Annotated in this window: 19 protein-coding genes; 12 read left to right on the top strand and 7 right to left on the bottom strand. The window is 63.9% G+C overall.

The features are described from left to right. Positions 1–142 precede the first annotated feature (142 nt). From AC1HIL_RS37125 to AC1HIL_RS37115, 3 genes are all read left to right on the top strand, one after another. The gene (locus tag AC1HIL_RS37125) at positions 143–2,566 is read left to right on the top strand and encodes a catalase (protein WP_479669638.1); all 2,424 of its coding nucleotides are present in this window, start codon (positions 143–145) and stop codon (positions 2,564–2,566) included. Positions 2,567–2,637: 71 nt separating this feature from the next. Continuing rightward, entirely contained in the window at positions 2,638–3,327 is a 690-nt protein-coding gene (locus AC1HIL_RS37120) for a glycosyltransferase family 2 protein (protein ID WP_261212683.1), read from the top strand. A 580-nt stretch (positions 3,328–3,907) separates the two neighbouring features. Further along, complete coding sequence (locus AC1HIL_RS37115; RefSeq protein WP_479668687.1) at positions 3,908–4,780, top strand: SDR family oxidoreductase; 873 nt, start codon at positions 3,908–3,910, stop codon at positions 4,778–4,780. Between the two features lie 245 nt (positions 4,781–5,025). Here AC1HIL_RS37115 and AC1HIL_RS37110 read toward each other — a convergent pair whose 3' ends face one another. From AC1HIL_RS37110 to imuA, 4 genes are all read right to left on the bottom strand, one after another. Next, a complete protein-coding gene (locus AC1HIL_RS37110) occupies positions 5,026–5,394 on the bottom strand; it encodes an H-NS histone family protein (protein WP_479668688.1) in 369 nt (122 codons plus the stop codon). A 519-nt stretch (positions 5,395–5,913) separates the two neighbouring features. After that, complete coding sequence (locus tag AC1HIL_RS37105; protein ID WP_479668689.1) at positions 5,914–9,033, bottom strand: error-prone DNA polymerase; 3,120 nt, start codon at positions 9,031–9,033, stop codon at positions 5,914–5,916. Between the two features lie 9 nt (positions 9,034–9,042). Continuing rightward, entirely contained in the window at positions 9,043–10,410 is a 1,368-nt protein-coding gene (locus tag AC1HIL_RS37100) for a Y-family DNA polymerase (protein ID WP_479668690.1), read from the bottom strand. After that, entirely contained in the window at positions 10,352–11,194 is an 843-nt protein-coding gene (gene imuA, locus AC1HIL_RS37095; RefSeq protein ID WP_479668691.1) for a translesion DNA synthesis-associated protein ImuA, read from the bottom strand. The genes AC1HIL_RS37100 and imuA overlap by 59 nt, the downstream gene beginning before the upstream one ends. Positions 11,195–11,657: 463 nt before the next feature. Between imuA and AC1HIL_RS37090 the strand changes: the two genes are divergently transcribed. Beyond that, the gene (locus tag AC1HIL_RS37090; RefSeq protein ID WP_057591514.1) at positions 11,658–12,110 is read left to right on the top strand and encodes a carboxymuconolactone decarboxylase family protein; all 453 of its coding nucleotides are present in this window, start codon (positions 11,658–11,660) and stop codon (positions 12,108–12,110) included. Positions 12,111–12,126: 16 nt separating this feature from the next. Here the strand turns inward: AC1HIL_RS37090 and sigJ are convergent, their stop codons facing one another. Together sigJ and AC1HIL_RS37080 are read right to left on the bottom strand one after the other, a co-directional pair. Then, positions 12,127–13,065: an RNA polymerase sigma factor SigJ gene (gene sigJ / locus AC1HIL_RS37085; RefSeq protein WP_412179335.1), complete on the bottom strand. Its 939-nt coding sequence runs from the start codon at positions 13,063–13,065 to the stop codon at positions 12,127–12,129. A gap of 792 nt (positions 13,066–13,857) precedes the next feature. Next, a complete protein-coding gene (locus AC1HIL_RS37080; RefSeq protein WP_057591516.1) occupies positions 13,858–14,097 on the bottom strand; it encodes a hypothetical protein in 240 nt (79 codons plus the stop codon). A 528-nt stretch (positions 14,098–14,625) separates the two neighbouring features. Here AC1HIL_RS37080 and AC1HIL_RS37075 point away from each other — a divergent pair. Together AC1HIL_RS37075 and AC1HIL_RS37070 are read left to right on the top strand one after the other, a co-directional pair. Continuing rightward, the gene (locus tag AC1HIL_RS37075; RefSeq protein ID WP_296732632.1) at positions 14,626–14,910 is read left to right on the top strand and encodes a hypothetical protein; all 285 of its coding nucleotides are present in this window, start codon (positions 14,626–14,628) and stop codon (positions 14,908–14,910) included. Positions 14,911–14,974: 64 nt separating this feature from the next. Continuing rightward, positions 14,975–16,018: a relaxase/mobilization nuclease domain-containing protein gene (locus tag AC1HIL_RS37070; RefSeq protein ID WP_296732635.1), complete on the top strand. Its 1,044-nt coding sequence runs from the start codon at positions 14,975–14,977 to the stop codon at positions 16,016–16,018. Between the two features lie 102 nt (positions 16,019–16,120). Here the strand turns inward: AC1HIL_RS37070 and AC1HIL_RS37065 are convergent, their stop codons facing one another. Further along, a complete protein-coding gene (locus AC1HIL_RS37065) occupies positions 16,121–16,900 on the bottom strand; it encodes a response regulator transcription factor (RefSeq protein ID WP_296732637.1) in 780 nt (259 codons plus the stop codon). Between the two features lie 132 nt (positions 16,901–17,032). Here AC1HIL_RS37065 and AC1HIL_RS37060 point away from each other — a divergent pair, with 132 nt between their 5' ends. From AC1HIL_RS37060 to maiA, 6 genes are read left to right on the top strand one after another with little or no spacing between them, the layout of a single operon-like run. Continuing rightward, a complete protein-coding gene (locus AC1HIL_RS37060) occupies positions 17,033–18,685 on the top strand; it encodes an FAD-dependent oxidoreductase (protein ID WP_296732640.1) in 1,653 nt (550 codons plus the stop codon). Between the two features lie 3 nt (positions 18,686–18,688). Beyond that, positions 18,689–18,895 (top strand): DUF2783 domain-containing protein, encoded by a 207-nt coding sequence (locus tag AC1HIL_RS37055; RefSeq protein ID WP_296732642.1) that lies wholly within the window; start codon positions 18,689–18,691, stop codon positions 18,893–18,895. 19 nt (positions 18,896–18,914) lie between these two features. Next, on the top strand, positions 18,915–19,493 hold the full coding sequence (locus tag AC1HIL_RS37050) for a VOC family protein (RefSeq protein WP_296732645.1): 579 nt from the start codon (positions 18,915–18,917) through the stop codon (positions 19,491–19,493). Between the two features lie 22 nt (positions 19,494–19,515). After that, positions 19,516–20,478: an MBL fold metallo-hydrolase gene (locus AC1HIL_RS37045; protein ID WP_479668692.1), complete on the top strand. Its 963-nt coding sequence runs from the start codon at positions 19,516–19,518 to the stop codon at positions 20,476–20,478. A 15-nt stretch (positions 20,479–20,493) separates the two neighbouring features. Further along, positions 20,494–21,483: a fumarylacetoacetate hydrolase family protein gene (locus AC1HIL_RS37040; RefSeq protein WP_479668693.1), complete on the top strand. Its 990-nt coding sequence runs from the start codon at positions 20,494–20,496 to the stop codon at positions 21,481–21,483. Positions 21,484–21,497: 14 nt separating this feature from the next. Continuing rightward, positions 21,498–22,148 (top strand): maleylacetoacetate isomerase, encoded by a 651-nt coding sequence (gene maiA / locus AC1HIL_RS37035; RefSeq protein WP_479668694.1) that lies wholly within the window; start codon positions 21,498–21,500, stop codon positions 22,146–22,148. Positions 22,149–22,178 lie beyond the last annotated feature (30 nt).

The following is a 22,178-nucleotide window of genomic DNA, read 5'->3' as shown; positions in this document are numbered from 1 at the left end:
CTGCATTAACCTGGATCAAGTTTGCAGCTGCGCGAGCGCTATGCGACGAATATGGGTCAAAGAGGGCTTTGTCCTACGCACGGGATCCCCGCCCGTCCTCAGAGTCGCGCTCCTCCCACGACCCATCTCCATGCGAGGCCTCATGTCCAAGAAAAAAGTCACCCCTTCCGTTGCCACCCTGGATGCGGCGCGTGCGGCGGCACGCAACACCGACAGCGGACCCGCCGCACCGGCACCGGCGGCCGCCGGAAGCAACGACCTTCCGGCGCAGAAGGCGATCGATGCGCAGGCCCTTGCCGCCGCCATGCCCGGCAATCCGAACAAGGCGCTCGAGCATGGCATCGCGAACGCGCAGTCCGCGCCCGTGGGCGCGACCGCCACACCGGCATCGCGCCTGGCCACCGGCAGCACGCTCTCGGAGGCCAATGCCTCGGCGAAGACGGGAACCGCAGCCCCCGAGGGCGTGAACGCGACCATCGATTCGCTGGACCGCGTGCGAGTGGACTCTTCGGGCCAGATGCTCACCACCAACCAGGGCGTGCCGATCGCCGACAACCAGAACTCCCTGAAGGCCGGCGCGCGCGGGCCGGCGCTGCTCGAGGACTTCATCCTGCGCGAGAAGCTCACGCACTTCGACCACGAGCGCATCCCCGAGCGCATCGTGCATGCGCGTGGCTCGGGCGCGCACGGTTTCTTCGAAGCCTACGAGCCGCTGACGAAGTACACCAAGGCCGCGCCCTTCAAGGAGGCCGGAAAAATCACGCCGGTGTTTGTCCGCTTCTCGACCGTCGCGGGCGAACGCGGTTCCAAGGACACGGCGCGCGACGTGCGCGGCTTCGCCGTCAAGTTCTACACCGACGAAGGCAACTGGGACCTGGTCGGCAACAACATGCCGGTGTTCTTCATCCAGGACGCGATCAAGTTCCCCGACCTCGTCCACGCGGTGAAGCCCGAGCCCCATCACCAGATGCCGCAGGCCGCGAGCGCGCACGACACCTTCTGGGACTTCGTCTCGCTGATGCCCGAGTCGACCCACATGCTGATGTGGCAGATGTCGGACCGCGCGATCCCGCGCAGCTACCGGATGATGCAGGGCTTCGGCGTCCACACCTTCCGCCTCGTCAACGACGCGGGCGAGTCCTTCCTCGTCAAGTTTCACTGGCAGCCCAAGCTCGGCACCCACTCGCTGGTGTGGGAAGAGGCGGTGAAGATCTCGGGCGCCGACCCGGACTTCCATCGCCGCGACCTGTGGGAGGCAATCGAGGCCGGCGAGTACCCGGAGTGGGAACTGGGCTTGCAGATCTTCACGGAGGAACAGGCCGAGCAGTTCAGCTTCGACATCCTCGACGCGACCAAGCTGATCCCCGAGGAGCTGGTGCCAGTGCAGATCGTCGGGCGCATGGTGCTCAACCGCAACCCCGACAACTTCTTCGCCGAGACCGAGCAAGTGGCTTTCTGCACCGCGCACATCGTGCCCGGCCTGGACTTCACCAACGACCCTCTGCTGGCGGGCCGGATCCACTCCTACGTGGACACGCAGATCAGCCGCCTGGGCGGGCCGAACTTCCACGAGCTGCCGATCAATGCCCCGGTCGCGCAGGTGCACAACAACCAGCGCGACGGCATGCACCGCCAGGCCATCCACCGCGGCCGCGTCGCCTACGAGCCCAACTCGCTCGCTGGCGGCTGCCCGTTCCAGGCCGGCGCCGCGCAGGGTTTTACGAGCGTCGCCAGGCGCCTCGATGCGAAGGAGAGCGCGGACAAAGTGCGTATCAAGCCCGAGAAGTTCGCCGACCATTACACCCAGGCGCGGCTCTTCTTCGAGAGCCAGTCGGAGGTCGAGAAGGCCCACATCGGCAACGCCTTCCGTTTCGAGTTGTCGAAGGTGACGGTCCCCGCCATCCGCGAACGCGTGGTCGCGAGCCTCGCGAATGCATCGCCCGAACTGGCGGCGCGGCTTGCGCAGGACCTGGGCATGGCACTGCCCGCGCCTCTGCCCAAGGCACTCGAGAACCCGCCCCGGCCCGAAGTCGAGGTCTCGCCGCCGCTGTCCCTGCTGGCCCGGCCGGGCGATGGCGGCATCCGCACGCGCAAGGTGGCGATCCTGATCGCGCATGGCGTGGAAGGAACGTCGCTCGCGAAGCTCATCAGTGCGCTGGTCGAGGCTGGCGCGGTGCCGCGCCTCGTCGCCGCCAGACTCGGGACCTACAGCGGTGCCGCGGGCGAAAGCTTCGAAGCGGACGCCACGATGGAGAACTCGCCGGGCTTCCTGTTCGACGCGCTTGTCCTGCCCGATGGCGCCGCGGCGGTGGAAGCGCTGGACGCCGATGCCCACACGCTGGAGTTCCTGCGCGCGCAGTACTGGCACTGCAAGACGATCCTGGCCTTCGGCGCCTCGGAAGCCCTGCTGGCCGAAGCGCAAATCCCGCTGGCGCTGCCCGATGGCTCGCCGGATGCGGGGCTGGTGCTCGCGGATGCTTCCGATGCCGATGCGGCGATCGCGGCATTCATCGCGGCCATGCCGTTGCGCCATTTCGATCGAGAGAACGATCCGCCGAAGAACTGATGCGCTCCTCTCGCGTCGCGCTGGCGCGCCAGTTCCTTGTTGCCTCCTTCCAGGCCTTCTGAGGCAGAACCATGATCGGAATCGTCATCCCCGCGCACGACGAAGAGTCGGTGATCGAGCCTTGCATGGCGCACGCACTGGCCTGTGCCAGCGATCCGCTGCTCGGAGGAGAGCGCGTGGAGATCATGGTGGTCGCGGATCGCTGCAGCGATGCGACGGCCGCGATCGCCGCGCGTTCGGGCGCGAACGTTCTGGCTATCGACGCGCGCAACGTGGGGTGGGCACGGGCGGCCGGTGCCAACGCGCTGCTCGCGCTCGGCGCACGCTGGCTCGCCTTCACCGATGCCGACACCCTGGTCGCCGAGGACTGGTTGTCGCAGCAGCTCGCGCTCGACGCCGATGCGGTGTGCGGCACGGTCGCGGTGGACGACTGGACGCCTCATGGCGAGAACGCTCTTTTTCTGTCACGGCACTTCGCCACGAGCTACCGCGATGCCGATGGGCACCGCCATGTGCACGGCGCGAACCTCGGCGTGGCGGCGCATGCCTATCTGCGTGCCGGAGGCTTTCAGGAGCTCGCCTGCAGCGAGGACGTGGCCCTGGTCACCGAACTGGAGCGCACCGGCTCGAAGATCTGCTGGAGCGCGCGGCCGCGCGTTCGCACGAGCGCGAGAAAGGTGGGGCGTGCACCGGGAGGTTTCGCCGATGCGCTGCTGAACGCGGTGGCCTCGCAATTCCTGGGCAAGCCGGCGGCCGCCTGATGGCCAGCGACGCCCAGGAGGTGGGAACGTGCCGTTCAGGAGGGCGCGTCCTTCGTCCTTGTGCCTGGCACAGTACTGCGCAATGGCTCAAAGGGCTCTCGCGGGCAGTCTTGCCACTCCGGCGCAATCAGCGCAATCACGCCCTCGGCAAAAAAAGCCACCATGTCTTCGGTCAACAGCGAGCCGGGAACAGGCACGCCCAGGCGCTTGGCTGGCGCCGTCAATTGAGCGCGCCGCAACTCGGCATTGTTCGGGACAGGATGGCTCGATGCACTCGCATTGGTGCCGCCCGTAGGCGGCTTCGCGGATTCTCCGCTCCCGATGGGATTGGGCCGTCTTCTTTGCGAGCAATCTCGTAGAAACAGGCGCACCCGCCTGGGCTTCGACCATCGCTCGAGACCAAGAGCAAAGGCTTGCGCCCGCGCATGTGGAACCTTTGAAGCCAGTGGCGCCGCACGCGTGCATGCGCGTTACGCCTACCGTGGCGGGAGCATCGGCGATCACTACTTCGGCAGGCACCCCGACTCCGCATGCGGCGGGCGCAACACCGAATCCCTTCCCTTGGCACAGAGGAACAGCAATGACCGATCCACGCGACGCGGGCCCCTGGCCTCCCTTCTCCACCTCCCAGCAACAACCGCCCGGCCTCGAGTCCGAGATGTCGCCGCGCCCCGATTTCGGCGAACACTCGTACGTGGGCGCTGGCAAGCTGCTCGGCAAGGCAGCCCTGATCACGGGCGGCGACAGCGGCATCGGCCGCGCCGTCGCGCTGGCCTTCGCACGCGAAGGCGCTGACGTGGTGATCTCCTACCTGGCCGATGAAGAGTCCGATGCCCAGGTCACCCGCGGCCTGGTCGAGGGCGCCGGTCGCCGCTGCGTGCTCGCGCCCGGCGATATCCGTGAGGAGGCGCACTGCCAGGCCCTCGTGGCCAGCACGCTCGAACACTTCGGCCGCATCGACGTGTTGGTGAACAACGCCGCCTTCCAGATGTCGCACAAGTCGCTCGAGGACATCAGCGCCGGAGAGTTCGATCGCACCTTCCGCACCAACGTCTACGCGAATTTCTATCTCTGCAAGGCCGCGGTGCCCCATATGAAGCCCGGCAGCTCGATCATCAGCACCGCCTCGGTCAACGCCGACAAGCCCAACGCCACGCTCGTGGCCTATGCCGCGACCAAGGGCGCGATCCAGAACCTGTCGGGCGGCATGGCGCAGCTGCTCGCCGACAAGGGCATTCGCGTGAACTGCGTGGCGCCCGGCCCCTTCTGGACACCCCTGATCCCCTCAACCTTGCCGGAAGACAACGTCAAGGAGTTCGGCACGCAGACGCCCATGAAGCGCCCGGGCCAGCCGCGCGAGTTGCAGGCCGTCTATGTGTTGCTAGCCTCCGACGAGGGCAGCTACATCTCGGGCGCGACGATTCCCGTGACCGGTGGCGTGCCGTTCCTTTGAATCGGTCCCAGACGTTTACCTTTTCTCCGGCGCCGCTCGTTCCTGTGCCTTGCGTAACGCGCTCCGGGCAGGATCGGGAGGTCGCCCTCCACTTAGGGGCCACGCGTGTTTGCGGTCGCATGAGGCACTTCAACCACGCGTTGGTTGACGGCTGATGGCGCGCTTCATGAGCTTCAGGCGCGAGGGGCAAACCCCAGGGTCCGGTTTTGACAGTTGCCACCTTCTGCAGGCGGCAGTCCCGAGTGCTACTTGGCGAGAAAGTCTTCTGCCGACTTGCCGGCGTCCAAAGCGGCCTTGAACCAAGCCGGGCGCGGACCGCGGCCGCTCCACACATTGCCGTTCGGATCACGATACTTCGGTGCCGAGGCACCCGCTTTGCCAGAGGCCTTGCGACCCGCTTTACCTGATACGGCCTTCGGTGTGCGACCGCGCTTGGCGCCCCCCGCGACGCCGAGTTCCGCAGCGGTGAAACCGTACACGGCGATGGCTTCTTTGATCCGCGCGAGCACCTCATTGGACTCCTGTTTGCGCAACTGATCGGCTTCTTGCTGAAGCTGTTCGATTTGCTTTTGAATCTCGAGGAAAGTCTTTTTTGCCATTGCTTGGTGGTTCATTTAATTTTGAGGTGTCGATTTTTATCATAGATATCGACGCTCTCAAAAAGTGACGATTTCCATTTTCTTGAAATACATCGAAAGAATCCAATCTGCACACATCGGGTTGTTTCCGAGAAACGGACTGTCAAGCGATCAAGGAAGAGCCATCGACCTAACCTGATCTCAGCCTGATTGAACTTATCCCTTGCGCGGTCATCGCCAGATCTGATGATCTTCGAAATTTTCCGACGCAACCAACGTAATCCTCAATTCAAGAGCTCGAAAGAGGTGCCGGCACCAGGAATGAGCCACCGTGATCCAAAAGACTGACCACAGCTGGCGTTCCGGGTCGTGCACGCTCGCGTGAGAGCAACGCGATGCCACATCAACCGTTGCCTGCCGCGCACAGCGTCACTCGCAAGTCTCGCCGGTTTCGTTGCTCATTCATTCCATCGGACTGTTCCTCCAACTCGATGGCATTTTTCTGATCGAGGCGGCCTCGGCACACGTGCGCAGGAGGTTCTGGCTGAAGTCCGCCTACCGAAAATCCCGACTTTCGGTTGCCTTCGCTAGCCTTCCCAACAAAGGCGTCAGGTCCTCCAGCCGAGAGGCGATGAGATTCTTGACCTCTCCTTCGCGCTGCCAGATTCCGTGCACCGCCATCAGTTTGGAGGCCAGGAGTTCGCTTCGCTGCAACTCCCTCAAGCCTTTCCACACGATCACCTGCACGACGCCCGTTTCATCCTCCAAGGAAACAAAGATTGTTCCCTTGGCTGTGTCGGGCTGCTGCCGCAACGTCACGACGCCGCAATGGCTGACCTGCGCTCCGTTGCCCACGGTATCGAGTTCTTCCGCGGTCATCATTCCTCGATGCGCCAAGCGCTCCCGTAGCAAGGACAAAGGGTGTCTGCGCAGCGTCAAGCCTATCGACGCATAGTCAAACACGATTTCCTCGCCTTCTGGCGCAGGAGCGAGCTCGAGCAAGTCTTCGTCGATCGGCGCGTCGCGCAGGAGTCCGGGCCCCGCTTGCAGCCCTGCCGCGTCCCACACCTGCTGCCGCCGATGTCCCGAAAGACTCATCAGCGCATCCGCGGCAGCCAACAGCTTCATTTCATGACGCTCCAGCCCTGCGCGCAGCGCGAGGTCCTCGGCGCTGTCGAAAGGACATTGCGCGCGAGCATCGACAACACGCTGCGCCGAAGCAGTCTGAAAGCCAGCGATCATGCGCAGTCCCAGGCGCACCGCCGGTTCATGCACCAGGTCCTCGAGCGTGCAGTCGATATCGCTGTGCATGACATCGACCGCTCGTACTTCCACGCCATGGCGGCGCGCATCCTGCACGAGTTGCGAAGGGGAGTAGAAGCCCAGTGGCTGCGAGTTGAGCATCGCCGCCAGGAACTCAGCCGGGTGGTGGCACTTGATCCAGCAACTCGTGTAGACCAAGAGGGCGAACGAAGCGGCATGGCTCTCGGGAAAGCCGTATTCGCTGAAACCCTTGATCTGCTCGAAGATGGCGCGCGCGAAGCCCTCGTCGTAGCCACGCGCCTTCATGCCTTCGACGATTCTCGTGTGATAGTGCTCCAGGCCACCCTTGCGGCGCCACGCTGCCATCGCGCGACGCAAACCGTCGGCCTCCCCAGGGGTGAAGCCTGCTGCCAGGATCGAGATCTGCATCACCTGCTCCTGGAACACAGGAACGCCCAGCGTGCGACCCAGTGCTTCGCGCAGCGCCTCGCTCGGGTAGACCACGGGCTCTTTGCCCTGGCGCCGGTTGAGGTACGGATGCACCATGCCTCCTTGAATCGGCCCCGGCCGAACGATGGCCACCTCGATCACCAGATCGTAGAAGCATCGAGGTCTGAGTCTGGGCAGCATGCTCATCTGTGCGCGACTCTCAATCTGGAAAACGCCCACCGTGTCTGCCTTGCAGATCATGTCGTACGTGGCAGGGTCTTCGGCGGGGACGTCCTGCACGCTGAACACGCAGCCCTTGCGCTGCCCGATGAAGTCCAGCGCCTTGCGTATCGCAGTCAGCATGCCCAGCGCCAGACAGTCGACCTTGAGCAGGCCGAGTGCATCCAGGTCATCCTTGTCCCATTCGATCACGGTGCGATCTGGCATCGCGGCGTTCTCGATTGGCACCATGCGGCACAGCGGTCCCTTGGTGAGCACGAAGCCGCCGGTGTGCTGGCTCAGGTGCCGAGGAAAACCAATGAGCTCGCCCGTCAGATGCATCAGTTGCTGAACCTGCAACGAATCCAGCGCGAGGCCGCTTTCCCGCAACCGCTCGGGGTGAACCTGGGCGCCATCCCACCATTGATGCCCCTTGGCCAGCGCGTCCACTGTCTCCAGTGACATCCCCAGCGCCTTGCCGACATCGCGAATGGCGCTCTTGGGACGGTAGCTGATCACCACCCCCGTGAGCGCTGCGCGATCACGTCCATATTTCCGATACAGGTACTGCAGCACCTCCTCCCTGCGCTCGTGCTCGAAATCGACATCGATGTCGGGCGGCTCATTGCGCTCTTTGGAGATGAATCGCTCGAACAGCACGCTCATGCGGCCCGGATCGACTTCCGTGACACCCGTGCAGTAGCAGACCACGCTGTTGGCGGCGCTGCCGCGGCCCTGGCACAAGATGTGCCGCGACCGTGCGAAGGCCACGATGTCGGCCACCGTGAGGAAGTAGTGTTCGTAGCCCAGGTCTGCAATCAGCGCAAGCTCGTGCTCGATCTGCGTGTGCATCGCGGCCGGAATGCCGTCGGGCCAGCGGCGGCCCGCCCCTTCATAGGTAATTCGGCGCAGGTAGCTGGCGGGTGTTTCCCCTGCGGGCACCACCTCGTCAGGGTACTGGTAACGCAACTCGTCCAGGCTGAAGCTGCATCGCTGGGCGACCTCGAGCGTGCGCGCGAGCAGCTCTACGCTGTAGGTCTGGGCGAGGCGCAAACGGGTTCGCAAGTGCCGCTCGGCATTGGGCTGCAGGTCGAGCCCGCATTCGGTCAATGGCTTGCCCAGCCGCGTGGCGGTCATCACGTCCTGGAGCGGTTTGCGAGAGCGAACATGAAAATGCACATCGCCGGCAGCCACCAGCGGAATCGCCGTGTCCTGGCCGACGCGCTCCAATCGGTGCAGCCACATCTCGTCGTCCAGCAATCGCAGCTTCTCCACCGCGAACCAGCAACGTCCTGTGAACTCGGCCAGCAGCCAGCGCCCGATCCATTCGAGCTGGACGGCAGTGGCCATGCGCTGTGGCGAAGCCAAGACGACACAGCCGTCCAGCTCGGCCCCCCTGATGTCCTGCAGATCAAGGCGATAGCTTCCCTTCGCGCAAGCACGGCGCAGTTTGGTGATGAACTGCGACAGGTTGCCATAACCGTCCAGATGGCACGCAAGCACGGTGAGCGTGAAGGAAACCGCGTCGGGATGCGCCCCCTCCGTGTCCACTCGGAACTGGCTGCCGATCAGCAGCTTCATATCGTGCTCCTTGGCGGCAACATGGGCGCGAACCACGCCCGCCAGGCTGCACTCGTCCGTGATCGCCAAGGCCGAGTAGCCAAGCTTCTTCGCGCGCTCGACCAGTTCCTCTGGGCGGCTTGCCCCACGAAGAAAGCTGAAGTTGCTCAAGCACTTCAGCTCGGCATAGAGGGGCAGTTGCATTTCGAGCCCTCAAGCGAAGGTGCCATGGAGAAACCAGGCGGTCTCTTCCCGGGCCAGGCGCATCTGAAAAATCCATAGCACACCGGCATGCTCGCTCACGGCCACCCAGTAGTCGCGTGCGACATGGCGAGTGGTCTCCGGCGGCGGAACGGCGGAAAACGCTCCCTCGTTGTTGCCGGCCTCGACACCTGTTGTGCGATCCCACCAGCCGCCCTCCACGCGATGGGGGCCCGCCAGCAGTTGAAGCACACCCTGGTAGATCGGCCGGTTGTCCTGAACGGCCAGACGCAGCGGCTTGGCGAGCATGAAGGTCGGCTGCGGCACGTCGAGCGGCCTGCACCCGATGCGAGGCGCGCGTTCGGGCGCCGGTCGCCAACGACACATCCATTCCATCCGGTGGTCCTCGACGAGGACCGGGCGCAACACGCGGTCCGGCCCCAGGCGTGCGGCGATGCGCTCGAGGACGAGCGCCAGGCTCTCACCCGACTGCTTCGTCTCGGGCAGCATGGAGAAGCTTTTTTCTTCCAACGGCTGCACCTCGTTGGTCACCAGCTCCAGATCGCCCACTGGCGCCAGCAGTTCGACCTTGACCAAGTGCTCAGCCAGAAGCCGCATCAGGTGTTCGGTGTCGCGCGTGGCATGGGCTGTTCGCACGGTCATTTCGCCGCCATCACCTGCCGCCTTCGAGCGCATGGCGTCATGGCACCAGCGCAAGGTGAAGGCAGTCACGCCTGAGCGCCGTGCCAGAAGCCATCCCGCCATCTGCAGCATCAGTCGACGAGCACCGAAAATCATCGCCGGCGCATGCTCCACACGCGCCATCAACTCGAGCTTCGCATGGAAAGTTTCCGACAGCTGGGTCCACGCATGACCGTCAGGGCGCAAGCCATACGCCTGATCCAGGGCTCCAAGCAACTGCGCGTCAAAGCGCCGGCTCAGGCCACCGCGCGGTAGGGCTCGAACCTGTCCCAAGGTCTGGCAACCCAGGCGTGCCAGTGTGGCTTGGTGCACGGCGACCTGCGTGAGTGTCTCCAACGGCAATGCATCCAACAGTTGCGCCAAGGGCTTCGCAAAGCCATTGGACAGGCCCGCTCGCGCGAGTGCGAGCGCGGCCAAGCTTGTGGGCGCCCAAGCGAGGTGTCGCACGCCAAGATCGACGCACTCTTCGCGCACCCGCTCCACCAACCGGCGCTTGCCGCCAAACAGTCGCAAACTTTGCTCGAGTTCCATCACGACGCCGGGACACGACAAAAGCGCTTCGAGGACGGCAACGCGCGGGGTGAACTGCAGGCACCAGGTCGCCAGACCGTCGAGCGCTTCAGTGCGCGGCTTCGGATCGTCCGGCAGGTTGCCCGGGAGCAATGCTGCCCACAGCATGAGGGAACTCTCTGGAATGACGCGCCGCGATCAGACGGCTCGGGTGTTGCAGGCGCGGCGTGAGGATGTCCGCCAGACCACCGGGGATCGATGGCAGACGCAGCTCCGTATCGTGCGCGGGCCCCTTGCGCTTGAGCAGTTGCACTCGCAGTTCCCAATCGATGCCGAATCGCGCTTGCAGGCGCAGCGGCGCGGCCGACGCCTCGTGCGCGGCCGCAGCCGGTCGAAAGAGGATGATCGGCGCATCGCAGCTCTGCGCGCCAACCTGCAGGCGACGAATCTGCTCCTGACGAGCCTGCGGCACCCATCCCAGCACCATGCCCGCTGCGTTGGCCCTGAGCAGCTGTTCGATCGCCCACAGCCGCTCCACGGGCTTGTCCGCGTGAATCCAGACCAGATGACGCTCGTCGAGTCCCAGATGAACAAGCCCTGGGATATGCGGAGCCTTGGGAGGCCCCACCACCACGATCTGCTTGCCTTGCAAGACCAGCGCACGCACGGCGGGCGCGAAGAGCCGCCATTCGAGAACCGTCGCCTGCACCTGCAGAACTTCGGTCAGCGAACCGCAAGGCCACCCACCACCGGGCAGTTCTGCGTCCAGGGCCTCGAAGCCACTGCTGACGATGCGGGTCACGGGGCTACCCAGGGCATCCCCCCGCCAGATCGCGGATTCCACCGCGGGCGGAAGGAGCAGCGGACGGCCTTTCGGGTCGCGCGGCGCATGGGAAGCGAAACGGGCAGGGGGCGCTTCGTCGCCACCCACCCACGACAGGGAGGCGGCCATGTGGACTCCAATACTGTATGGAAATACAGTATCCTTGAGCCTCCAGCCGTTTAGCAAGAAGGTTTACAAATTTGGCGGGTTTTTGAGGTGCGAACGCAGCACCCCTGGAGTTTCTGTGCGTTGCATCAGGCCCCAGAGGCGTACTGCCACAACGCAACGCCTAGCGAACATCAGGAGCAAGTCTTCGAGTGACGCGACGGCACGTGGGAGGTACAAGGGGAGCGCGACTGGCGGCCGAACTGGGGCGGAATGTCGCGCCCGCAGCCTTCGTTCAACTTCCAGGCGCCGGACCAAGAAAAGCCTGCTGACACATGACTGGCAACGCGACAACGATCGCAGCCACGACTTCAAGGTAGGAATGCCGGAATGCTCCGGCGGGCATGTCACAACAAGTCGATGTCGGCCGTCTTACAAGCGAAGGCTGGTGATGTTGCCAGTCTTCACACAAAAGGAAAGAAAGATCATGCAACGCGCAAATTGGTTTCAAGTCTCGCCCGAAGGTGCGAAGGCCATTGGGGGCCTTCATCACTTCGTCACCAAGGACACTGACCTTCCGGCTCAGCTCATCGACTTGGTTTTTCTCCGGGTCTCCCAGATCAATGGCTGCGCCCATTGCATCGACATCCACACACGCGATTTGATCAAGTCGGGTATGTCGGTCGACAAGGCTGTGCTGGTCCCGGTGTGGCACGAAGCGGCCTACCTGTTTTCGGATCAAGAGCGCGCAGCCCTCGCGTGGGCCGAAGAAGTGACCCTGGTCAGTGAAACGCATGCGTCCGATGAAGCTTATGCAGCCGCAGCGGCCGTCTTCAGCGAGAAGGAACTGGTCGACCTTACCCTCACGATCGCAACCATGAACGCCATCAACCGCCTCGGCGTCAGTTTCCGTCTAAAACCCCGTGCGAAAGTCGAATAACGGCCAGCCCTTGCCATCACACGACTGCAGGCAAGCGAACCAGAGTGGCGGCAAGACGCGCCAGCTTTTCTGGGTTGCGCTGCACATGGATCTTTTGGATCTGCTGGTCGCCGATCTCAAAGGACTGCGCCGATTCCAATTGCCCGTCGATGTAGCGCAATAGGCCCCATCGACCATTGAGCTTCACCAGTTGGACCTGCATCGCCCCGCCATAACGGCGGTGTGATGCAAAGTACATCAAAGCGATGCGACGTGCGCCCAGAAGAGGCGTACCAAAGCTCGGGACCAAGCCACCGCCGTCACTGAACAGCTTAGCGTGTTCGCCAAGAAGAGCTTGCAGCCCCGCGAAGTCGCCACGTGAAATCGCATGAGCGAAGTCCCGCAGCACCTGGTGTTGGTGCTCGTTGCGTACGGGCAATGCCGGCGGGCGCGGATCTTTTGCGCGAGCTTTCTCCAGTTCGCGCCGTGCACGGTGCACGATCTGTCGCGCTGCCGCTTCTGTTTTCCCTAAGATTTGAGCTACTTGGTCATAGTCAACATCGAAGACCTCGCGCAGAAGAAATGCGGCGCGGGCCTCTGGTGAGAGATGGTCAAGAAGAATCAGAAATGCTACAGAAACGTCGTCGGCCAGCGAGTAGATTTCCTCCGGATTGGTGTGGTCATCCTCAAGCAGCGGTTCGGGCAACCAATAGCCTGGATAGGTCTCGCGCCTTAGCTTCGCCGCGCGCAGCCGGTCGATTGCCATCCGAGTCGTCATCGTCACGAGCCAAGCCTCGGCATTGAGCACCTTGTTTTGGCTCTCCCTGCGGAATTCATGCCATCGCAGCCAGGCGTCTTGAACCAGATCTTCTGCCTCGTGCGCGGAAGCCAACATTCGATACCCGATGGAATAGAGACGATGCCGCACCTGTTCAAAAACGTCGGACAAATCCTGCCTACCAGTCAGAAGGTTCAAGAACTCATCAATCGTATCCCAGACATCTGCGAATGCGCTGCAGCGCTGGCCTACGGATCTGCATCTCGCACCCAGAACTGCTGCCCAATGGCTTGCGACCGCGTTTGGACTGCCTCAGAAAGCGGCCATTGCTGAGCGCTTGGACGCTCACTCACCGAGCATAAGTGAGCCAATCTGAACAGGATGGCAACGGCTGTAGCGCATGGGACGGGATCTCAACCGAGCCCCCAGAACCGCACGCCGTTTGTCGAGTTGATCCAAGAATTACACCCCAACCCCACTGCATGAGCTCGCTGCCAAGGCAGCGCGGCGGTTTTAGGGCACGTGTCTGGCCACACCGGCAATAATTGGACGACTGACCGTCATCCGTCCTGTCTGCAGGTCACGCAAAGGGTAAAAAACTTCTCCAGTGTTTGATTTGCCAAGCACGCCCGCCGTGCTCTCAGTCACGTACACGCCTGGCAGTTCTGTGTTCAGGCTGACACGGACTCGGCAAGACATGTGTGGAATCCAGAGCTGCAGTTGCTAACCGTCTGGGACATACAGAGCATCCGCTTCAACGGAGGGAAAGTTTTCGCCATCCTCGATGTTGACAATGATTTTTGACCCGCTTATGTACTGGAGCTGGCTCGCCGTGATGTACCAGTAGGCTTGACCATTGAAGCGAATTCAACGGTGCCTCTGAGCGGCTTGATGCTGGCAATTCCACATGGAAAACCATCAGAGGCCGCCGCTCCTGACGCAAAGAGGGCGGTGAGCATGCACAGAGTCTGATCCTCATGCCGGCACCTCTCATGCCTCCAGATCGAACTTCAACTGGAGTTCGCGGATGGCACGAGCGATGTCATTGCGATGCGTACCTCGATCGCTCATGACGCGGACGGTCCAGTTCGGGTACCCCTCGCCGGCCTCCATCCAGATCACGCCGCCTCTGTAGACGTCCGTGTCTTCGCCTCGAAGACCTGGGATTCGACTGATTCTCTCCAGTAGCAGCTCTTGCAGCTGCTCAGCAGTTCGGGTGGCTTTCGGCATTCTGGGCATCACGGCGAGCTCGTTCAGGCCGCGAGCTTGGGGTGGGAGCACATTTTGAACCACTACCATTAAGTGCCAGAGCGATACGCTATCAACACTTAGCTCGAACCGCGCGGTACCTCGCCCAGCAGCGTCGTTGGCGCGAGCGCTTCCGCGCACGCCTTCGAGGGTTCGACCGCAAAGTCCTTGTCCGTCGACAGAGAATCGATAGAGTTCAACTGAACTATCGAACGTTGTCGTCGCGCAATGACTTCCAACTGTCGCCCCAGCATGATCCGAACCCGCGTGTCATCGGAAACTCGGGCACGCTTTTCCGCGCTGGCAGCACTTCATGGCCTCTGCGAGTCACACCTGCTCGCACGGATGGTGAACGAGGTTCTCAAGAGTTCGAACTCAGACGAACAGGACCACTCCGAAAACGATGCAACGCCTGCACTCGAGGCGGACGATTCAACCCTGCCTCGCGTCGCACTTCGCCTTCGGCCGGGTGACCGCGCCTTGGCAACACTACGTGCCGAAGCATGCAGCATGAAGCTCAGCAGCTATTTGGTCCTGCTGGTGCGCAACCATGTACGCCGCTCGGCGGTGCCACCCCCTTGCGAACTGACACAGCTCAAGGTCCTCTGCGCGCACCTGGCCGCGCTAAGACGACAACTCGAGTCGTTCGGCACGCCGAACACGCCGGTAGGAGTGCCCACGGTAGTGGGCGAGTTGCTTGAGGAGGTCCGAAGCCAGGTGGAAACAGCGCGCGAAGAAGTGGCGGCCGTTGTTCGCAAAAACCTGATTTGCTGGGAAACCGGCGCGCAGGACTGAAATGCCCGCGAGAAACGCGCAAGCCAGTCGGCAAGGTGCCGCACCGTTCGGGACCACCCCCGACATGTCGCTGGACATCGTGAGCTATGGCCGCAAGGGGCCAGGCGACGTCTTGCGCTTCAGTTCCGACGAGATCGCGCAGATCCGACGTACGGTCGATCGTGCACCAGAGGTGATGGTGAAAGTGACCGGCGGCGGACGTGACGCCTCCAGCGTTCAGGTCCATCTGGACTACATCGGCCGGCAGGGGAAACTCCCCCTCGAAGACGACGAAGGACGCACCCATCAAGGAAGAAACGCCGCTCGCGAACTCGCAAGCGACTGGCAGTTGGATCTCTGCAAAGGTCAGTACAAGTCCAAGCCGCGCAAAGGTCAAACGGACAGCCGTCCCAAGGTCGCTCACAACATCGTGCTATCGATGCCGCAAGGTACGCCGTCGGACAAGCTGCTGAGGACCGTGCGCGCATTCGCACGCACGAACTTCGGGCAGCGCCACCGATACGCCATGGCCTTGCATGTCGACCAGGCGCATCCGCACGTCCATCTGGTCGTCAAAAGCGAGCAGGAGTACGAGCCAACGAAGCGGCTGTGCATCTACAAAGCCACGCTCAGGCAGTGGCGTGAGCAGTTCGCGGCACTCCTGCGCGAGGAAGGCGTGACGGCGAACGCGACCGCCAGGCAGGTGCGTGGACAGATGCGCACCCCCTACAGTACGGCAGTCCATCACCGCCTGCAGGCGCTCCAGGCGGCCGCTCGGTTACCACCGGGAGAGAAAAGCCAGCATCAGGCGCCAAAGACTTCCACCTTCATGCAAGCCAAGATCGAAAAAGTGCTTCGTCTCCTCGGCACCCAGGAGCACGTCATCGATCAAGGTCTCGAGGCGATGCAACGCACGCGACAAGGAGTACTCCATGATTGGCGCGCCACGGCTCAGCAGCTGCGCCAGCAGGGCGAGGCCGAACTGGCAGTGCAGGTCGATCGCTTTGTCGCGAGCATGCCTGCGGTGCAGACCGACGCCAGATGGCTCGCAGAACGTTGGAAGACGCAGGCCGAGCGCCGCCCGGACCCGACGGCTCTGGCCCATGACAAAGGACCCCGGACGCGATGAACCCCAACTTCGGCGCTTTGACGCCTCCTTCGGGCTCAACACCATGCACGGGGAGACAGCGATTCTCGAGGCTTGCCGAACCAGCAGGATGCGAAGTCCGGGCTAGTGAACTGCGCCGTGAACTCGACCGGGCGAGCGAAGCAGGAATTCCTTGAGGTTGGCGGAGTTCGTCTTCTCGAAGAGACGGGACTTGTAGGTCAGCACAGTGGTGGGCGAGAGGTGCAGCGCGCGGGCGACCTCCTTGGCCGTGTGGCCGCGCCAAAGAAGTTCGGCGACCTGCCGTTCACGCACAGAGAGTGACGCCATGTCGATGGTCGCCGCGGAAATCGACGGCGACGGCGGCGTGGCGAACTCGTCGTGGCGCTGTGCCAGGGCGATCAACGAAGGGCCACAGTAGCGCAGCAGCGCCGTGGTTCTGCTCGACACTGCGCGCGAGAAGTACAGGTTGATGTAGCAAGTCCGCTCGCCCCAGGTACCGAACAACGAGATCTTGCTTGCGAAGCCAGGCTTCTCGAACAACTGCTGACGGTACTCGCGATCTCGAATGCTCTCGGGCGAGACAGATACCAGTTGCACGTCCGAGACAGGATCGCGTATGGACTCGCACACGCGCTGGTAGTTGGGATCGCGCTGATAGAGCCGATTCACATAGACGTCCGTGGTCCATTCGATCATCGACTGATCGAGCAGGCTCGCGCAACGCGCATAGCCGATGCGGCCCGTGCGGTCGTAGCGCAGGTGGGACATGTGATCCACACCCACCACCTCGTGGAGGCCACGCAGCAAGGTCGCGTGAAACATCGGCCGCCCCAGGTCGAGGATCGCCTGGGGTGCCCAGACATCCCGCATCGGGGCCAAGGTGGCCAGTTCGTTCGTCTCCATCGTTCTGATTCTCCTGCCGCGGCGACGGGCCTCGTCCCTTGTCGATGTCCTCACTCGACAGGACAGACCGAAAAGGGGCCGGCTCCTAAATTCGTGCCGGTCACCTTGAGCGGCACGAACCGCAGTCCTTGAATGTTAGAACTTCCCGTCTATTCCTACAAACGCCCCGGCGAGCTCGACCGCCCCCAAGACACGCCGCACCCTGTCATCGTGGTCGGCGGCGGACTCAGCGGCCTCAGTGCGGCGCTCGACCTGGCGCGACGCGGCATCCGCGTCGTGGTCCTGGACGATGACAACACCGTGGGCGTGCGCGGGTTGGCCTCGCGCGGCATGGTCTGGGCCCAGCGCACGCTGGACATCTTCGAGCGCCTGGGCATCGCGCACGAAGTCGTCGCCAAGGGCGTGCGCTGGAATCTCGGCCGGGTCCTGTGCCGCGATGCCGCCGTCACCTCGTTCAGCCTGCAGGCGCAACCCGACATGCGTCACAACGGATTTGCGAATCTGCAGCAGTACTACGTCGAGAAGTTTCTCGTCGAAGCCCTGCAACGCGAGCCACTGGCCGAGTTGCGCTGGTTGAACGAGGTCGTCGCCGTCCGTCCGGCCGAGGACCACGTCGAACTCGACGTGACGACGCCCGAGGGCGCCTACACCACCCGTGCCCAATGGATTCTGGCCTGCGATGGCGCCAACAGCCGGGTGCGCACGGCCCTGGGGATCGCGCCCCGGCTTCACGACCGCACCGAAGACCGCTGGATCATCATCGATGTCATCCTGCGCACGGGTGAATGGCCCGAGGAGCGCTGGACCTGGCTGGATGCGAGCGCCAACGATGGACGCGCGGTCTGGCGGCACAAGATGGCGGACGATACCTGGCGCCTCGACTTCCAGCTGGCACCGGATGAAGACACCGCGATCGCGACAACGGAATCAGCGATGCGCGAGCGGGTCGCCAAGCTCGTGGGACCGGACGTTGCGTTCGACATCGCCTGGTCAGGCGCCTGGGGCTATCGCCACGAGTGCCTGGACGATCTGCGCACGGGACGGGTCCTCTTCGTGGGCGACGCCGCCCACCTGGTGGCGCCTTTTGGCGCACGTGGCGGCAATAGCGGCATTCAGGATGCCGACAACCTCGGCTGGAAACTGGCGCTGCATCTGCAAGGGCTCGCTGGCGAGGCCGTGCTGGACAGCTACGGCCACGAGCGCAAGCACGCGGCGCAGGAGAACATTCGCCAGGCACGCCGGTCTTCGCGCTTCGTCTACCCGGGGGCGCACAGCTCGGCCGCGCTGTGGCGCGACGCCATCATCGCGCTGGCGCCGGACCACGATTGGGCGGCCCGCATGATCAACACCGGACGCCTTTGCACGCCCGCCATCTACCCCGCGTCAGCGCTCGCAGCCGGCAGGCATGCGCAGACCGGCGCGGCGCTTCCGAATGTGGTGCTCTCCAGCGAAGACGTTGGCGCGTCGCGGCCGCGCACAACGCTGCACCAGGTCCTCGGCCCTTGGTTCACCGCACTGGTGCTCTCGGACGAGCTGCCCTCGCATCGCGCAGCGCATCCGCTGTTGCACTGGGTCGCCGTCGGACGGTACTGCGACGGGGCAGGCCGCGCGGCGCTGGCCCGTCAGTTGGGCCCGCACGCCGCAACCGGTGCGGTGTGGCTCATTCGACCCGATCAGCACGTCATGGCCGTGCTGGCGATCGACGAGACCGATGCCATGGAGAGACTTCCCGCTGTGCTGCAGGCAGCGCTGGATGCAACCCCTATCGTCTGTGAGGAGGCTTGAGACGTGCCCGCAACGCAACAACAACTGGACGATGTCCTGGAACACCTGGTCGCATTGACCGACCTGCCCGACGTCACCGCTCAACGCGATCGCCTTGCATGCCTGGTGCTGCTGCTGGCGGAGTCCCTCGATGACCCTCAAGCCGTGCATGTAGCCATCGAAGAAGTCCTGCGTCATGACACACAAGGCTTCGCGCTCGCCATCCCCTGATCCATTTCGAGGACCCGCCATGACACCCGCCATCCAGGCCCGCGGCCTGCATCACTTCGCCTGGCGTTGCCGAGACGCCGAAGAAACCCGGCATTTCTATGAAGACATCCTCGGCCTGCCGCTGGTGCATGTCGTCAAGGAGGAAATCGTGCCGTCCACGGGAGAGCATTGCCCCTTCGTGCACTTGTTCTTCGAATTCGCCGACCACTCCCACATCGCCTTTTTCGACCTGGGCGACAACGCCGTCACCCGGCAGGACCCGCACACACCGGGCTGGGTCAATCACTTCGCGATGGAGCTGGCCAGCGAGGCGGAGGTGGCGCAGATGCGCGAGAGGCTGCTCGCGCACGGCGTGGAGGTGGTGGGCGTCACCGACCACCATTTCATCCGCTCCATCTACTTCTTCGACCCCAACGGTCTGCGTCTGGAGCTGACCGTGCGCCTGGATGCGGCACCCATCGCCGACTACGTCGAGCAAAAGCGCCGCATCGCGCACGAAGAACTCGCCGCGTGGACACGCGACAAGGCCCGAGGCCTGCGCCCGGGACAAAGCGGCACCAGCAGCCGGGCGCGACACGACAACCCCACTTCCCATTGACGACGAATTCCACCCCAGCACCATGAACAACAAAGCCTTCGCCTCGCACGCCGACCTCGCCAAGAAAACGATCTCCTTCGAGCGCCTGTCCGACAACGCCTATGCCTACACCGCCGAGGGAGATCCGAACTCGGGCGTGATCATTGGCGACGACAGCGTCATGGTGATCGACGCCACCGCCACGCCCGCCATGGCGCAAGGCCTGATCCAGGCCATCCGCGGCGTCACCGACAAGCCCATCCGCCATGTGATGCTCACCCACTATCACGCGGTGCGCGTGCTGGGCGCTTCGGCCTATGCGGCGCACGGTGCGGTCAACGTCTTCGCCAGTCGCGGCACCCTCGAGCTGATCATCGAACGCGGCCAAGCCGACATGGACTCGGAGATCGGGCGCTTTCCTCGTCTTTTCCAGTCGGCCGAAGACATTCCGGGGCTGACCTGGCCGACGATCGTCTTCGAGCGCGAGCTGACGCTGCACCTGGGCAGTCTCGAAGTGAAGCTGATGCACCTGGGCGCCGGGCATACGAAGGGCGATGCGGTGGCGTGGATCCCTTCGCAAGGCATCTGCTTCTCAGGCGATCTGGTCGAGTACAACGCCGGCGTCTACACGGGCGACGCCCAACTGGCGCAATGGCCCGCCACCCTGGACGCGCTCGAAGCGCTGCAACCCCGCCAGCTGGTGCCGGGCCGCGGCCCCGCATTGAAGACGCCCGAGGACAGCCGCGCCGGCATCGCGTACACGCGCCGCTGGGTGCAAACGCTCTACGGCTGCGCCCAGCAAGGCGTGCGCGAGGGCAAATCGCTGCGCGAGGTCTATGCAGCGACACGCCAGGCGATGGACCCGGAATTCGGCCACGTCTTCATCTACGAGCATTGCATTCCCTTCGATGTGTCACGCGCCTACGACGAAGCGAGCGGCATCGAGGTGCCGCGCGTATGGACCGCGCAACGCGATCGGGACATGTGGAGCGCCCTCAACGACTGAACGCAGACGCCCATCATGAAACTCGCCACCCTCAAGAACGGCACACGCGACGGACAGTTGGTCATCGTGAGCCGCGATCTGCAACGCATGACCGCGGCGCCCGCATCGGTGAACACCATGCAGCAAGCGCTGGACCGCTGGCCTGAAGTTCAGGCCGACCTCCAGGCGCGTTACGAAGCGCTCAACGCGCGCATCGACGCGGGAGAGGCCTTCGACGCATCCCGCTGCGCCGCCGCGCTGCCACGCGCCTATCAGTGGCTGGACGCTTCCGCCTACCTCAACCATGTCGAGATGACGCGCCGCGCGCGCGGCGGCGAAATGCCGCCGTCCTTTCTCACCGATCCCGTGATGTACCAGGGCGCCTCGGACGACTTCATTGGCCCGCACGATGACATCGTGGCGGCCAGCGAGGAACTGGGGGTGGACCTCGAAGCGGAGGTGATCGTGGTGACCGGTGACGTTCCGCTGGGCGTCGACGCACAGGACGCCTTGGGGCATATCCGGCTGCTGGGTTTGGTCAACGACGTCACGCTGCGCTCGCTGGTGGTGCCCGAACTGGCCAAGGGCTTCGGCTTCATCCAGTCCAAGCCGGCCTCCGCGCTGTCTCCGGTGCTCGTCACGCCCGACGAACTGGGCAGCCATTGGCGCGGCGGCAAGCTGCACCGCACGATGGAAGTCTGGCTCAACGACAGGCAGCTCGGGCGTCCACAGGCCGGCGAGGAGATGCAATTCCATTTCGGCGAACTGATCGCCCATGCAGCGCGCACGCGGCGACTGATCGCCGGAACCGTCCTGGGCAGCGGCACCGTGTCCAACCGCAGCGACGAGGCAGGTGTGTGCTGCCTCGTCGAGGCACGCGTGCGCGAGCAGCTGCGCGAAGGCCGGATGCACACACCGTTCCTCAAGCATGGGGACCGTGTCCGCATCGAGATGCGCGATGACGGGGGCGCCAGCATCTTCGGCGCGATCGATCAGGTCGTGCGTATCGAAGGGGCATCGCCGTGAGTTCCGCCTCCACCGTGCGCCTGCACAGCTACTGGCGCAGCTCCGCCGCCTATCGCGTGCGAATCGCGCTGGGCCTCAAAGGCATCGCCTTCGAATCTGTCTGCTGGCACATGGCGAATGGCGAGCACCTGCAGCAGCGCTACCGCGATCTTGCGTCCTTCGGCCTGGTGCCCATGCTGGAGATCGATGGCCTGCGGCTGCAGCAGTCGCTCGCCATCATCGAGTACCTCGAGGAGCGCCATTCCGCGCCCCGGCTTCTTCCGGGCGACCGGGCTCAGCGCGCGCAGGCACGGGCACTGGCCCAGCTCGTGGCGTGCGAAATCCATCCCCTCAACAACCTGCGCGTCCTCAAGCGGCTGCGCGGTTCGCTGCACGCGGACGATGCCCAGGTTGCCGACTGGTACCGGCATTGGTGCCACGAAGGCTTTCAGGCCCTCGAGTCCGCGCTGACGCCTTTCGAGGCCGGCCCGTTCGCGCTGGGCGCGCAACCCTCGATCGTCGAGTGCTGCCTGATACCGCAGATCTACAACGCGAGGCGCTACGAAGTGCCGATGGCGGCCTACCCGCGCATCCTGGCGATCGCCGCAGCCTGCGAGAGCCTCGCAGCCTTCGATGCGGCGCGCCCCGAGCGCCAGCCCGATGCGCCGACGTCGTCGCCTTCCTGACTCGCCCCCTCATAACGACAACCGGACGTC

This window comes from Variovorax sp. ISS6 (assembly GCF_056523145.1).
The sequence above is the reverse complement of the archived record's forward strand: the minus strand, read 5'-3'. Positions and strand labels throughout refer to the sequence as shown.

Bases quoted from the DNA above. Each gene is read 5' to 3' on its own strand.
- AC1HIL_RS37125 (WP_479669638.1), top strand. From the start codon at position 143: ATGTCCAAGAAAAAAGTCACCCCTTCCGTTGCCACCCTGGATGCGGCG.
- AC1HIL_RS37120 (WP_261212683.1), top strand. From the start codon at position 2,638: ATGATCGGAATCGTCATCCCCGCGCACGACGAAGAGTCGGTGATCGAG.
- AC1HIL_RS37115 (WP_479668687.1), top strand. From the start codon at position 3,908: ATGACCGATCCACGCGACGCGGGCCCCTGGCCTCCCTTCTCCACCTCC.
- AC1HIL_RS37110 (WP_479668688.1), bottom strand. From the start codon at position 5,394: ATGAACCACCAAGCAATGGCAAAAAAGACTTTCCTCGAGATTCAAAAG.
- AC1HIL_RS37105 (WP_479668689.1), bottom strand. From the start codon at position 9,033: ATGCAACTGCCCCTCTATGCCGAGCTGAAGTGCTTGAGCAACTTCAGC.
- AC1HIL_RS37100 (WP_479668690.1), bottom strand. From the start codon at position 10,410: ATGCTGTGGGCAGCATTGCTCCCGGGCAACCTGCCGGACGATCCGAAG.
- imuA (WP_479668691.1), bottom strand. From the start codon at position 11,194: ATGGCCGCCTCCCTGTCGTGGGTGGGTGGCGACGAAGCGCCCCCTGCC.
- AC1HIL_RS37090 (WP_057591514.1), top strand. From the start codon at position 11,658: ATGCAACGCGCAAATTGGTTTCAAGTCTCGCCCGAAGGTGCGAAGGCC.
- AC1HIL_RS37080 (WP_057591516.1), bottom strand. From the start codon at position 14,097: ATGCCGAAAGCCACCCGAACTGCTGAGCAGCTGCAAGAGCTGCTACTG.
- AC1HIL_RS37075 (WP_296732632.1), top strand. From the start codon at position 14,626: ATGAAGCTCAGCAGCTATTTGGTCCTGCTGGTGCGCAACCATGTACGC.
- AC1HIL_RS37070 (WP_296732635.1), top strand. From the start codon at position 14,975: ATGTCGCTGGACATCGTGAGCTATGGCCGCAAGGGGCCAGGCGACGTC.
- AC1HIL_RS37065 (WP_296732637.1), bottom strand. From the start codon at position 16,900: ATGGAGACGAACGAACTGGCCACCTTGGCCCCGATGCGGGATGTCTGG.
- AC1HIL_RS37060 (WP_296732640.1), top strand. From the start codon at position 17,033: ATGTTAGAACTTCCCGTCTATTCCTACAAACGCCCCGGCGAGCTCGAC.
- AC1HIL_RS37050 (WP_296732645.1), top strand. From the start codon at position 18,915: ATGACACCCGCCATCCAGGCCCGCGGCCTGCATCACTTCGCCTGGCGT.
- AC1HIL_RS37045 (WP_479668692.1), top strand. From the start codon at position 19,516: ATGAACAACAAAGCCTTCGCCTCGCACGCCGACCTCGCCAAGAAAACG.
- AC1HIL_RS37040 (WP_479668693.1), top strand. From the start codon at position 20,494: ATGAAACTCGCCACCCTCAAGAACGGCACACGCGACGGACAGTTGGTC.